Annotated in this window: 10 protein-coding genes; 4 read left to right on the top strand and 6 right to left on the bottom strand. The window is 73.7% G+C overall.

Annotated elements, in window-relative coordinates:
- Nucleotides 1–216 precede the first annotated feature (216 nt).
- The 3 genes from FRAAL_RS05685 to FRAAL_RS05695 are packed head-to-tail and all read right to left on the bottom strand — an operon-like array spanning nt 217 to nt 3,523.
- Nucleotides 217–1,677: a DUF4350 domain-containing protein gene (locus FRAAL_RS05685; RefSeq protein WP_011602498.1), complete on the bottom strand. Its 1,461-nt coding sequence runs from the start codon at nt 1,675–1,677 to the stop codon at nt 217–219.
- A complete protein-coding gene (locus tag FRAAL_RS05690; protein ID WP_011602499.1) occupies nt 1,674–2,435 on the bottom strand; it encodes a DUF4129 domain-containing protein in 762 nt (253 codons plus the stop codon). The genes FRAAL_RS05685 and FRAAL_RS05690 overlap by 4 nt, the downstream gene beginning before the upstream one ends.
- A complete protein-coding gene (locus tag FRAAL_RS05695; protein ID WP_011602500.1) occupies nt 2,432–3,523 on the bottom strand; it encodes a hypothetical protein in 1,092 nt (363 codons plus the stop codon). The genes FRAAL_RS05690 and FRAAL_RS05695 overlap by 4 nt, the downstream gene beginning before the upstream one ends.
- Nucleotides 3,524–3,975: 452 nt before the next feature.
- Here FRAAL_RS05695 and FRAAL_RS05700 point away from each other — a divergent pair, with 452 nt between their 5' ends.
- From FRAAL_RS05700 to FRAAL_RS05710, 3 genes are all read left to right on the top strand, one after another.
- Nucleotides 3,976–4,785, top strand: a complete 810-nt coding sequence (locus tag FRAAL_RS05700; protein WP_050997018.1) for a ComF family protein — start codon at nt 3,976–3,978, stop codon at nt 4,783–4,785.
- Nucleotides 4,786–5,113: 328 nt separating this feature from the next.
- The gene (hpf, locus tag FRAAL_RS05705) at nt 5,114–5,908 is read left to right on the top strand and encodes a ribosome hibernation-promoting factor, HPF/YfiA family (protein WP_041938891.1); all 795 of its coding nucleotides are present in this window, start codon (nt 5,114–5,116) and stop codon (nt 5,906–5,908) included.
- Nucleotides 5,909–6,040: 132 nt separating this feature from the next.
- Nucleotides 6,041–6,754: a response regulator gene (locus FRAAL_RS05710; protein WP_009740324.1), complete on the top strand. Its 714-nt coding sequence runs from the start codon at nt 6,041–6,043 to the stop codon at nt 6,752–6,754.
- Between the two features lies 1 nt (nt 6,755).
- Here FRAAL_RS05710 and FRAAL_RS05715 read toward each other — a convergent pair whose 3' ends face one another.
- Nucleotides 6,756–7,328: a GNAT family N-acetyltransferase gene (locus tag FRAAL_RS05715; protein ID WP_011602503.1), complete on the bottom strand. Its 573-nt coding sequence runs from the start codon at nt 7,326–7,328 to the stop codon at nt 6,756–6,758.
- A gap of 319 nt (nt 7,329–7,647) precedes the next feature.
- On the opposite strand from FRAAL_RS05715, the gene secA reads away from it, so the two are divergent.
- Entirely contained in the window at nt 7,648–10,611 is a 2,964-nt protein-coding gene (gene secA / locus FRAAL_RS05720; protein ID WP_011602504.1) for a preprotein translocase subunit SecA, read from the top strand.
- 94 nt (nt 10,612–10,705) lie between these two features.
- Here secA and FRAAL_RS05725 read toward each other — a convergent pair whose 3' ends face one another.
- On the bottom strand, nt 10,706–11,563 hold the full coding sequence (locus tag FRAAL_RS05725; protein ID WP_011602505.1) for an Rv3235 family protein: 858 nt from the start codon (nt 11,561–11,563) through the stop codon (nt 10,706–10,708).
- 27 nt (nt 11,564–11,590) lie between these two features.
- Nucleotides 11,591–13,036: a LysM peptidoglycan-binding domain-containing protein gene (locus tag FRAAL_RS05730; RefSeq protein WP_011602506.1), complete on the bottom strand. Its 1,446-nt coding sequence runs from the start codon at nt 13,034–13,036 to the stop codon at nt 11,591–11,593.
- Nucleotides 13,037–13,049: the final 13 nt, after the last annotated feature.

Below are 13,049 nucleotides of genomic sequence, written 5' to 3' on the forward strand. Positions count from 1 at the left end.
GGCCAGGCGGTGCGGACGGTGCTGGCGGTGCGGACGGTGCTGGCGGTGCGGATGGTGCAGGCCGTGCGGACGGTGCTGGCTGTGCGGATGGGGATGGCGGGGCAGTCGGGATCTGGTGGGTCGGTGCGGCGCCCGGCCGGCGGAGAGTCTCCTCGGCCGGCGCGTCATCCCGGGCCGGTCCCGCGGCCGTCGGCTCCGCGTCGATGTTCGGGGAGGTCACCGTCCACCTGCCTGTCGGTCGAGTTCGTCGAGCGCGCGGGCCAGTGCAACCAGCGCGGCGTCCCGCTCGCCGGGCCGCCCGGCGCCGCCGGTGCCGCGCCGGGCGCCGGGCCCGTCGACCGCCGCCGCCGGCCCCGTCGGCGCGGCGGCGTCCGGCGGGAGATGACGCGACTGGTAGCGGTCCCGGGCCCGCCCACGTGGGCTGGGCGCGCCGGTGGTCTGCGGCGGCATGCCCGAACCGTACAGGAGCGATCCGATTTCCGAGGGTGACCGCCCGGTGCGTTCGCTGACGGAGGCCACGAGGGCTACGGGATCGGGTCCGGCTGTCCTGCCCGGTCCGGCCAGTACGGGCAGCCCCGTGCGTTCCGCCAGCCGAACCCGGATGCCGGCCCGCAGGGCGTCGGCCGCCCGGTCACGGGCGTGGGCGGCGGCGTAGAGCCGGCCGCGACCCTCCACGGTCTCCGCGGCCCGCACGATCACGGGCAGCGGCTCGGGCACCGGCGGTCCCAGCCGCCGCCCCCGCCACAGGGCCAGGAGCACCAGGACGACGAGGGCCTGCAGGCACGCCCACCGGACCCCGGCGGGCAGCAGGTCGGCGACGCCGCGGGTGCCGACCCCGCCGGCGGAGTCCGCGGCCGGGGTGATCCAGGACAGCGTGGGGTGCCGGGCGAGCAGGCCGAGCGCGAGCGCCGCGTTGCCCGCCCGGTCCAGCTCCCCGTTCGTGAGGAAGTCCGCGGAGCCGAGCAGCACCAGCCGCCCGGCCGCCGGCGCCGCCTCGGTCCGGCCGGGGTTGAGCACCGCGAGTTCGGCCGCGTCGGGCGGGTCGCCGTAGCAGAGCGTCGGACGCATGTCGCCGAGATCGGCGCCGTCCGCCGGGGTGAAGGCGCGGCCCGTGCCGATCGTGACGCGGCCCGCCACCGCCGCCTCGGGGAGCGCGCACCGCGGGCCGGACTCGCCGCTGTCCGGCTGCGGGTCGGCCGTGACGACGCCCACGTCGATGGCGTCGAGGACAGCGTCACCCGGCGCCACCAGGACGACGTCGGAGCCCCGCCAGACGCGGCCGAGCAGGTCGGTGAGCGCGTCGTGGGTCAGCCGCCCGGGCCGGACGACGACGAGGGTGCCCGGACGGCTGACCGATACTGCGGGCACGGCGTCGGCGGCGGTCACCGCCACGCCGCGGGCGCGCAGGATCTGGGCCAGGGCACGGGTTCCGTCGGACTCGGGCGAGGCCACATCCAGCGCCTGCCGTCCGGTAGGGCGGGTGGCCAGGGCGGTGATCACGAGGAAGCCGAGCACGATGGCGCCGACGACGGCCGTCACCAGGGTCCCGCGGCGCACCACCGGCGGGCGGGGGCCGCTGCGCACAGCGCTCGACGAGGCGCCGCCCGAGCCGGTGCCGCCCGAGCCGGTGCCGCCCGGGCTCGTGTCGCCCGGCGTCAGGGTGCCGTTGGCCGTCATGCCGGCACCGCGAGGCTGTCCGCCGCGCCGTCCCGTCCGCCCGCGCCGCGCCGCAGCCGCGACAGTGCGCTGTCCGCGTCGACGAGCACCTGGTAGCCGGCCGCGGTGGCCGGGCGGCCGCCGTACCAGATCTCGCTGAAGACCTCCACGGCGGCGGCGAGGGCAGCCCGCCCGTCCCCGGCCGGGCTCGCGCCGGCCAGATCATGGTCGGTGGCTGGCATGCCGGGGACGGTGGCGGCCGGCCCGGCCGGCCCGCGATCGGCGGCCGGGGTGATCCGGGCGACCTCGGCGACGAGCTCCCCGGCGGTGCGTCCGGGGCGTGGGTCGAGCACGCCCTTCTCCTCGAGCATCCGCACGATCGCCCGCAGCCGGGAGCGAACCGCCCGCGCGTAGTCCCCGCCGGTTGCGTATCGGTCGGCCTCGGCCCGCAGCTGCGCGGCGGTCAACGGGCTGGACAGGTCGTCCGCGGCCGCCTGCCGCGCCCGCGCGGTCCGCCGGACCGGGCCCAGCCACCACCGCAGCGCGACCGCTCCGACGACGAGCACCACCACGAACGCGAGGACCCCGAGGCCGCGGGAGCCACCGCCCGACCCGCTGTGCGGAAGGATCCAGTCGAAGAAGTCCGCGATCCGATCACCGATCCAGCTCAGCAGCCGGTTCCACCAGTGCGGCCGGCTGTTGCCGTAGATGCTGTCCGACAGCTCGCGGTGTGCCTCCTCCCGGGCGCCGTCGCGGGTGACCGGGCCGCCCAGCGTCATCCGGGCATCCCCACCCCGGCCCCGCGGGCCCGGGCGGCCTGGGCGAGGGTGACGTCCAACCCCTCCCGCCGAATCCGCAGGTCGATGTACAGCAGCACGACGGTGCCGGAGACGATCGGCGTGGAGATCGTCGTGGCCAGCAGCTGGCCGATTCCCTGGACGATGTGGCCGGTGATCGTGAGATCGCCGCCCAGGAAGTCGCCGAACACGTCCGACGACCCCAGGATTACCGCGGTGATGATGGTGAGCACCGCGCTGAGCATGAACGCGACGAGTGTCGAGAGCACCAGGATGCCGAGGCAGCGCCACCAGGAGCCGCGCACGATCGTCACAGAGCGGCGCAGTGCGTGGCGGACGCCCCCGCCCTCGAGGATGTATGCGGGCGTCGCCAGTCCCAGATAGATGCCCACGACGACCGCGCCGACCAGCAGGGCGACCAGCCCCAGTGCTACCGCCGCCGTGACGACGACCGTGAGGGCGAACAGGCCGCCGAGACGTGGGGCGACCCGTTTGACGGCCTCGGTCGGGCCGATGCGACTACCCAGCGTCGCCTCGCTCACGACCACGCTGAGCACACCGGACAGGAACAGCCCGAGGACGAGGTCGAGTGCGAAGGTCGCGAGGATGCCCAGTGCCGACACGGCGGTCGAGGCGTTCTCCGTGGTGATCGCCACCACTGTGGAGATCGTCTCTACGACGGCCGCGGACGCGACGGTGACCCCGATCGTCGCGCCCGGATTCGCCCGGATCGTGGCGAAGGTGCCGTCCAGGATTTCGCCGAGGGCCAGCGGACGCAGCGGGATGATCCCCGGCTTGGGCGCCGCCGCACCCCAGCGCCACGGGCCCGGCGGTCCGGGCGGTCCAGATGGGGGCCCGTAGCGCCCGGGCGGTCCGCTCTGGGGAGGTCCGTGCCATCCGGGCGGTCCGCCCGGCGGGGGCGCGCCGACGGGCGCCGGCGGCTGACCGGCGGGCTGGTCGGGATGCCCCCACCCGTCGTGGGGCAGCGGCTCGCCCCACGACGGCCCGGCGGAACCGCCGCCCGGAGGCGACGATGTGCCGGGCGCGGCCCAGCCGGGACCGTCGGTCATCGGTGTGTCTCCACTCGTCGTTCGGGCGTCGCACGTGGGCCGGGCGCCGCTCATCGGTCCTGCCGTCTCGCGGTCGGGGGTATCTGTCCGGCGGCGGGTCGCCGCGCGGGGCTGTTCCCCGTTGCCAGGATTCTGTGCCCTGGGGCGGGGGTGTGCCGAGGTTGGCGCGCGGATTTCGCCGGCCATGGCCGGGATCGCCTGCCCGGATGTGCTCCCGGCCGGCTGTACGCACGCGGTCCGCTGCACGGAGATGATCCGTCCAGCGTCGATCGTCTCAGACGGCGTCCCACCGCCCTCCGAGGCCCTACTCGTCCCGGGGGAGTGGGGCCGGACTGCCCTTCCGTAGGCATCCATCGTGTGTCCACAGCCCGGCCGGAGCTCGGGGGGTGCGTTGTCCACAGATCGTCCGTGGGGGCTGGCGAACGCCTCGGCGGGCGGTGATCCTTCCTTCCATGGCCCGCGCCCTGCTGCCCCTGCTCATCCGGAACCTGGCAATCCTCACCGACCTGGTCGTGCCGCTGGCGTGCGCCGGCTGCGGCGGTCGGGGGGCGTCGGTGTGCCCGGCGTGCGCTGCGGAGCTGCGCGGTCCAGCCTTCCTCGCCGCCGCGGGTCCCATGGCCACCCCGCGGCGGCGAGGGCTGCCGCCGTGCCTGGCGGTGGCTCGCTACGGCGGCCGGGTCCGGTCGCTTCTGCTGGCCTACAAGGAGCGCGGCCGGGTGGATGCCGCTCGGCCGCTGGGAGGCGCGCTGGCCCGCGCGATCGCGCGGGCCTTGCCCGCCGCCCCGGGCGCGCCCGCCGAAGCTTCCGTGACGCCGGCGCCGCTGCCGGCGTGCCTGCTGGTGCCGGTGCCGTCGACCGCGGCGGCGCGTCGTCGGCGCGGCTTCGACCATCTGGCAGTGCTGTGCTCCGCGGCGGCCACCGTGCTGCGCCGCCATGGTCACCGGGTGCACGTCGCGCCCATCCTGCGGCCGGTGCGCCGGCTCGCCGATCAGGCCGGGCTGGGCGTCGCGGCGCGGGCAGCGAATCTCGCCGGTGCCTTCGAGCTGGCGAAGCCGGCGCGCGTGGGCCGACGTGCGCCATTGCCGGCGGGCGCGCGGGTCATCGTCGTCGACGACGTGCTGACGACGGGGGCGACGCTGGCGGAGGCGGTGCGGGCGCTGCGGGCCGCCTGCGTGCGGACCACCGCCGTCGCCGTGGTCGCCGTCACCGATCCGACGCGCGGAAGAGCAGCCCTACCCGCAATCCACGGTCCGCCGGGGTGAAACTGCCGGTACGCACCGACCGTGTCAGCCCGCAAGGGACGAACGAACGGGCGGCGGCGGGCCCTGATGCCTGCCGGGCGTAGCGCACACGTCGTGCGGATGCTGGGCTGACGGGCGGAGTAGGCCCGCCGCAGTGGGGAAGGAGGCGAACGCGGGCGACCGACCGCAAACGGCACGACGGGAAGGTGCGACAACCGTGGACAGGGCGTCCGTGGATCGTCTCGGCCCGAGGCCGGGCGTGTCCCGGAGGACGCCACAACATACCGGCGCACGGCCGGCCGCTGGCGCGGGTCGCGTCGCCGGGACTGGCGAACGGGAGGTGGATCGCGTGGACATCGTGGTCAAGGGCAGGCACACCGCGGTTCCGGAACGGTTCCGCAATCATGTCGAGGCCAAGCTCGCCAAGTTGGAGCGGCTGGACTCCAACATCATCAGCGTCGACGTCGAGCTGTCGAAGGAGCACAACCCCCGGCTCTCCGACGTCTGTGACCGGGTTGAGCTCACCGTGTACTCGCGGGGCCCGGTGATCCGGGCCGAGGCCGCCGCCGCCGACTGCTATGCCGCCCTCGACCTGGCCACCGGCAAGCTCGCCGAGCGCCTGCGCCGGGCCGCCGACCGACGGGTCCGTCACCACGCCAACCACGCCGGTGCCAAGCAGTCCGGTATCACCTCCGTGCCACTGGAGAGCCTGATGCCACTGGAGGGCACGCGGCCGGCCGACCTGCGTCCCGTCGCCGAGGCGGCACCGTCCGGGGGAAACGCGGCGCGCCCGGTCGTCGCCGCCCCCGCGGACTCGCTCACCGCAGCCCACAGCCCTGCCGGCCAGGGCGAGGGGGCGGAGCAGGAGCCGCTGGTCGTGCGGGAGAAGACGCACGAGGCCGAACCGATGACGCTCGAGGACGCCCTGTCCAACATGGAGCTGGTCGGCCATGACTTCTACCTGTTCCTGGACGTCGACCTCGGCCTGCCCAGCGTCGTCTACCGCCGCGTCGGCTACGACTACGGCGTGATCAGGCTCTCGGGTTCGGCTGGTGCGGTAGCCGCCGCATCGCTGGACGCGCACCATGACGTGGACCGATCCGCGCAGGATCGCGGCGCGTTCGCGAGCTCGGCCGCTCTTTAGACGATCTGCAGGTCACGCCCACCGACTGACGTGGGACCATTTGCCTCGGGTGTCGGAGTGCACGGCACGCCACCCCGCGCGCAGGCGCGTGGGGTGGCGTGACCGGGGTGAAAGTGGTCCTAAGGAGGTCAGATGACGGTGGAGGAGCAGCGCTCTGAGGAGGTGCTGCCGACGCCATCGGAGGCGAACCCCATCCGGGTGCTCATCGTCGACGACCATGCACTGTTCCGGCGCGGGTTGGAGATGGTGCTGGGCCAGGAGGTCGACATCGAGGTCGTCGGGGAGGCCGCGGACGGGTCCGAGGCCGTGACGATGGCGAAGGAGATGGCTCCCGACATCGTGCTCATGGACGTGCGGATGCCGCGCCGCGGCGGCATCGACGCCACGAGCGCCATCAAGGAGGCGGTACCAAGCGCGAAGATCGTCATGTTGACGATCAGTGACGAGGAGGCCGACCTCTACGACGCGATCAAGGCGGGCGCCATGGGCTACCTGCTCAAGGAGATCTCCATCGACGAGGTCGCGGCCGACATTCGTGCCGTCTACGGCGGCCAGAGTCTGATCAGCCCGTCGATGGCGTCGAAGCTGCTCAGCGAGTTCGCGGCGATGATCAAGAACAAGGACGACCGGCCGCAGCTCCCCACCCCCCGGCTCACCGACCGGGAGATGGAGGTGCTTCGCCTCGTCGCCAAGGGCATGAACAACCGCGACATCGCCAAGCAGCTCTACATCAGCGAAAATACCGTGAAGAACCATATCCGCAACATTCTGGAGAAGCTGCAGTTGCATTCCAGGATGGAAGCGGTGGTCTACGCGGTTCGGGAGAAACTACTCGAGATTACCTGAGTCATCGCCGCGGGTCGTCGGGCGGCGGCGGGTCGTCCGCAAGTCGCGAGCCGACCCAGCAGTCGAGTCGCCGACCGTCGGCTGACACCACGGCGTGTCGCAGGGTCCCTTCCAGCGTGAATCCGCATTTCTCGGCCACCCGGAGGGACGCGGTGTTGCCGACCAGGGCCCGCCAGCCGATCCGGTCCAGTCCCAGGGCCCCGAAGCCCCAGCGGGTCACGGTCGCCACCGCCTGTGAGGTCACGCCCTGCCCGCGGGCCGGCGCCGCGCACCAGTAGCCGAGTTCGGCGTCGCCCTGCTCGGTGATGTCCACCAGGGCGACAGAGGCGAGCAGCTGCTCGGTCGTGGCGTCGACGACTGCGAACGACGCGCCGGTCCCGTTCGCCCAGGCGGCGGGGGCCTGCCTGGCCACGAAGTCCTCTGCGTGCTGGTGTCCGTAGGGCGTGGGCACCCGCGTCCATCGCCCGATCTCGGGATCCTGGCAGGCCTCGTACACGGCGTCGATGTCATACGGGCGCCACGGGCGCAGATGCAGGCGGCCGGCGGTGATCTCCGCTGGTTCGAGAGACGGCATGTCTCTCCTTTTACCGGCTCCCGGTTCACCGCCGGCACGCGGCGTACCCCCGTCCACCCGCCCGGGCACCCCGCGGGGCCCCCGGACGTTGGAGTGGATGACGCCATCGCGGGGCGCCGGGCCATCGCCCCGTTGTCCTGCTCGTTTGTGTCCACGCAATCCCCGTGCCCGGGCGTCGGCACCCGTCCCCACCTCGTACAGCCCGTTGCCGACCGCGGCTGGAGGAACCGCGTCCGGATGGATGTTGTGGGGGACGGTCCAGGGGCTAGCATCGTGGGGTCGGTGCCTCGCCGACATGCCTGCCGGAGGAGTTTCGCCCGTGGTTCTAGACAAGATCTTGCGTGCCGGCGAGGGCCGGATTCTGCGCAAGCTCAAGGCGATCGCCGAGCAGGTGAACCTGATCGAGGACGACTTCACCGGGCTGTCCGACGGTGAGCTGCGCGGCATGACCGACGAGTTCCGCCAGCGCGTCGCGGAGGGCAAGGAGTCCCTCGACGACCTGCTGCCCGAGGCATTCGCCGCCGTCCGCGAGGCGGCCCGGCGCACGCTCGGCCAGCGGCACTTCGACGTGCAGATCATGGGCGGCGCGGCGCTTCATCTCGGCAACATCGCCGAGATGAAGACCGGTGAGGGCAAGACGCTGGTCTCCACCCTGCCCGCCTACCTGAACGCCCTGGCGGGCAAGGGCGTGCACATCGTCACGGTCAACGACTACCTCGCCCAGCGTGACGCCGAGAACATGGGTCGCGTCCACCGTTTCCTCGGCCTCACCGTCGGGGTGATCCACCCGCAGATGCCGCCCCCGGTCCGTCGCGCCCAGTACGCCTGCGACATCACCTACGGCACGAACAACGAGTTCGGGTTCGACTATCTGCGCGACAACATGGCCTGGAGCGCCGACGAGCTGGTCCAGCGCGGCCACAACTTCGCGGTGGTCGACGAGGTCGACTCGATCCTCATCGACGAGGCCCGCACGCCGTTGATCATCAGTGGCCCGGCGGACAACCCGACCCGCTGGTACACGGAGTTTGCCCGGATCGCCCCCCTGCTGGAGCGCGACGTCGACTACGAGGTCGAAGAGGGCAAGCGGACGGTGGCCATCACCGAGTCCGGCGTGGAGAAGGTCGAGGACCAGCTCGGCATCGAGAATCTGTACGAGTCGGTGAACACGCCGCTCGTGGGCTACCTGAACAACTCGCTGAAGGCCAAGGAGCTCTACAAGCGGGACAAGGACTACATCGTCACCGACGGCGAGGTCCTCATCGTCGACGAGTTCACCGGTCGGGTGCTGCACGGGCGGCGCTACAGCGAGGGAATGCACCAGGCGATCGAGGCCAAGGAAAAGGTCGAGATCAAGCAGGAGAACCAGACCCTCGCGACGATCACCCTGCAGAACTACTTCCGGCTCTACGACAAGCTTTCCGGAATGACCGGTACCGCCATGACCGAGGCGGCCGAGTTCCACCAGATCTACGCCCTCGGCGTGGTGCCGATCCCGACGAACAAGCCGATGATCCGTAACGACCAGCCGGACGTCGTCTACAAGACCGAGATCGCGAAGTTCGACGCCGTGGTCGAGGACATCGCCGAGCGGCACGAGAAGGGCCAGCCGGTCCTGGTCGGCACCACGAGCGTGGAGAAGTCCGAGTACCTGTCCAAGCAGCTCACCAAGCGGGGCGTGCCGCACGAGGTCCTCAACGCCAAGCACCACGAGCGGGAGGCGACCATCATCGCCGAGGCGGGCCGCAAGGGCGCCGTCACGGTGGCGACGAACATGGCCGGCCGCGGTACCGACATCATGCTCGGCGGGAACCCGGAGTTCATCGCCCAGGCCGAGCTGCGTCAGCGCGGGCTCTCGCCGATCGAGACCCCCGAGGACTACGAGGCGGCCTGGCAGGAGGCGCTGGAGAAGGCCCGCCAGTCGGTGAAGACCGAACACGAGGACGTGGTCGAGGCCGGCGGTCTCTACGTGCTCGGCACCGAGCGGCACGAGTCCCGGCGCATCGACAACCAGCTACGTGGTCGTGCCGGCCGGCAGGGCGACCACGGCGAGTCGCGGTTCTACCTCTCCCTGGGCGACGATCTCATGCGGCTGTTCAACGCGGCCGCCGTCGAGGGGATCATGGATCGCCTCAACATCCCCGAGGACGTCCCGATCGAGTCGAAGATCGTGACGCGGGCGATCCGGTCGGCTCAGACCCAGGTCGAGGGCCAGAACTTCGAGATCCGCAAGAACGTCCTCAAGTACGACGAGGTCATGAACAAGCAGCGCACCGTCATCTACGAGGAGCGCCGCAAGGTCCTCGACGGTGCCGACCTGCACGAGCAGGTGCGGCACTTCGTCGACGACACCGTCGAGGGGTACGTGCGCGGTGCCACCGCCGACGGCTACCCGGAGGAGTGGGACCTCGACACCCTGTGGACCGCGCTCGGCCAGCTCTACCCGGTCGGCGTGGAGGCACCGGACACCGACGACCGCGACGGGCTGACCACCGATCACCTGCTGGAGGATGTGCAGGCCGACGCGCAGGAGGCCTACGACCGCCGCGAGCTCGACCTCGGCGAAGGTGCAGACGGCGAGCCGATCATGCGTGAGCTGGAGCGGCGAGTCGTGCTCGCCGTGCTGGACCGCAAGTGGCGCGAGCACCTGTACGAGATGGACTACCTGCAGGAGGGCATCGGCCTGCGGGCGATGGGACAACGCGACCCGCTGGTGGAGTACCAGCGCGAGGGTTTCGACATGTTCCAGACGATGATGGAGGGCATCAAGGAGGAGTCCGTCCGCCTCCTGTTCAACGTCGAGGTCCAGATCGCCGGCCAGGAGACCGAGGCGGCGCCCGCGGAGAACGTCGCCGTCGCTCCGGCGCCCCCCGCGGGAGCCGCCGCCCTGCCCGCCGCGGTCGCGCCCCTGGCCCTGCCGGATGCTGCCGAGGACGACCGGGCGGCCGCGCGCCGGACTCCACCAGAGGTCCCGGCCGCGCCGGCGCCGCCTGCCGCGCCGCCGGTCTTCGTCAAGGGCCTGGAGCCGCGCCGTCCGACCGGCGGGCTCCGTTACACCGCGCCGTCGGTCGACGGCGGCGCCGGACCAGTCACCATCCTGGACTCGGGTGCCGAGTCGCCAGTCGCTGGCGGTGCGGCTCGAGCGGCCCGTGGGCCCGCCGGTGGGTCGGCGGCGGGGGCGAGCGCCCGCCCCGCTCGCAACGCGCCCTGCCCGTGCGGCTCGGGTCGCAAGTACAAGCGGTGCCACGGCGATCCCGCACGGCGCAACGCCGAGGCCGAGTAGGAAACGCGCTACCAGCACTTTCGGTCTCGGCCGTCGGACGGCGGGCAACCCCGCTGCCCGACGGCCGACAAGCCGGCGCCGGGTCGCCGCGCGGTCAGCCGACCTGCAGAGTCGTGACCCGCCACCGGCCGCCGGCGGCCTCCATCCGCAGTGCCAGCGCCGCCGCCCGCGCGCCGCGGCTGATCACCGCCGACACCTCGGCCACGCCGGGTCGCGGTTCGCTCACCCGCACACTGCGCACCTGGCCGCGGCGGCGGCGGTCGCCGAGCTGTGCGGCGATGCGCTCGAGATCGTGCTGAAGTCTGGGCGTCGTCCATCCGGCGAGGTGGGCCACGGGACGCACGCCGCCGAGCGCCTCGACGATGGCCCGGACGACGATCACCGCGGCCTCCCGCGCGGGCGCGGCCGGCCGGCCGGCCGCCGGGCTGCGAGCCGCCCGGCGTCCCGTCGCGGGCAGATCGCTCGAGGGCGGTCCCTGCGCCGGGCCGGCCTCGGTGAAGACCTGCTCCGGCACGGTGAGCTGCCGGGGCGAGCGGTCCACGCCCGCGGAGCCGCCACCGGCCCGCTCCTCGGCGCCGTGAGGGCCGATCGAGCCATCAACGGCCGCGTCGGGGACAGCCGTGTCCGGCCGGTCGATGCCCGGATGGTCGGTGTCCGGATGGTCGGGGGCCCGGCCTGCGGGGGGAGGGGCTGAACGTCCGCCTCCGCCGCCGCCGGAGCCGCGGCGGTGACCGCTCCCGCCGGGAGCCGGCGCCGGCCGGCCTGACCGGTCGGTGGCACCGCCGGCTCGCCGGGCGGGTCGGATCCGAGCGTGAGCCGGTCGGCCGCCTGCGGCGGCGGGCTCGATCTCGTCGTCGTAGGGGGGTTCGTTCGGGGCGACGGGGAGCAGCCGCATGCCGGGGACCGAGTGGTGTGGTCGCCGGGGCAGGGGCAGGGCACAGGTGGCGGTCACGGCAGGCTCCGATGGTGGCGGGCGGGGTCAGGGCCCGGATGGCGGTCTGAGTCGTTGGCCGGGAAGTATCACGTTCGGGTCGTGGCCGATCACGTCGGAGTTCGCGGCCCACCAGCGGGGCCATTCGGCCGCGATCTGCTCGTGCGTGGCGGTGGGGCCGAGATGACGGGCGGCGATCGTCCACAGGTTGTCCCCGCGCAGGACGACGACCTCCTCGGCCTCACCGGCGCGGGCCGACTGGCCGGTGCCCGACGGGCTGGCCGGAACGCCGGTTCCGCGATGGGAGGACGGGACGAGCGGGTCGCGTGCCGGTGCTGAGGAGGCGGGTCGTGGCTCGGGCGCCGTCGAGGCACCGCCGGCGGGGGCCGGGCCGGTCGGTGCCGTCGACGGCGCCGCGGTGAGCGGCGGATCGGTGGCCGGGCGCTCGAGATCCGGCCAGCTCACCGACGTGCGTGCCGCGGTGAGCCGGACGGGGGGGCCGGGGTCAGGGGCCGCCGGAGCGCCGCTGTGGGCGGCGTCCGGAGAGGGAGGCGGCGTCGAGGAGGTCGACGCCGGTGTGGTTGCGTGCAGGTCGACGACGGGGATGGCCTCACCCAGGCCCGGCACGGAGATCGTCGGGCTGACGTCCGTGCCCCGGGTGGGGTCCGGGGCGGCGGCGGTCGGGCGGCCGAGATCGGGCAGCTCGGGTGTGGCCGGGGACGGGCGATCGAGGGCGGGGCGCTCGAGATCGGGCAGCTCGGATGTGGCCGGGGCCGGGGCCGGGTCCGGGGCCGGACGGTCGAGGTCGGGCAGCCCGGCCGCGCCGGGCGAGGCCGACGCCGGACGGGCCGCCTCGCCGTGGTAGGCCACGCCCTGCACCTGAGGCCCGGAGCCGGCGGATCGGGCGCCGACCACGCCGGGCGGGGCGGCGCCGGGCGGGGCCGCGACGGGCGCCGTCGCGGCCGGGCGGTCCAGGGCCGGCAGGCCGGTCGCGTGACCCGAGGCCGGCGCCGCCGCACTGGCGAGACCGATCGCCGCCGGGCGGCCGAGATCGGGGAAGGTCGCCGGTGCCGTGACGCCGACCCCGATCGCCGGGTGGCCGCCGGCGGCCGCGGCGGGCATCGCCGCCATCACCGGCGCGACGCCGGCGACCAGGGTGACGCCGAGACCAAGTTCGATCATCCGGCGCATTGCGCGGGGCAGGACCAGGCGGGCCAGCGCCGCGCTGAGCCGGCCGACGCCGCCCGGGATCGCGGCGGCCACGCCGAGCAGGACGCCCAGGCACAGCCAGAGCAGGCACAGCCACGCCACCGCGCCGACGACCGTGACGAGGGCCTGCTCGGGCGCCGCGGTGAACCAGTCCGGCACGTCGCCGACGCCGGCCGGCAGGTCCGCGAGCCGGGGGCCGAAGACGATCAATATGATCGCCGTGCCCGCGGCTCCGGCCGCGCCGGCGAACAGCGCCAGCGTCCGCCGAGCCGCTCCCGCGATCATCGTCGCTGCTCCT

Source organism: Frankia alni ACN14a, assembly GCF_000058485.1.
In the GTDB taxonomy this organism is placed as follows: Bacteria; Actinomycetota; Actinomycetes; order Frankiales; family Frankiaceae; genus Frankia; species Frankia alni.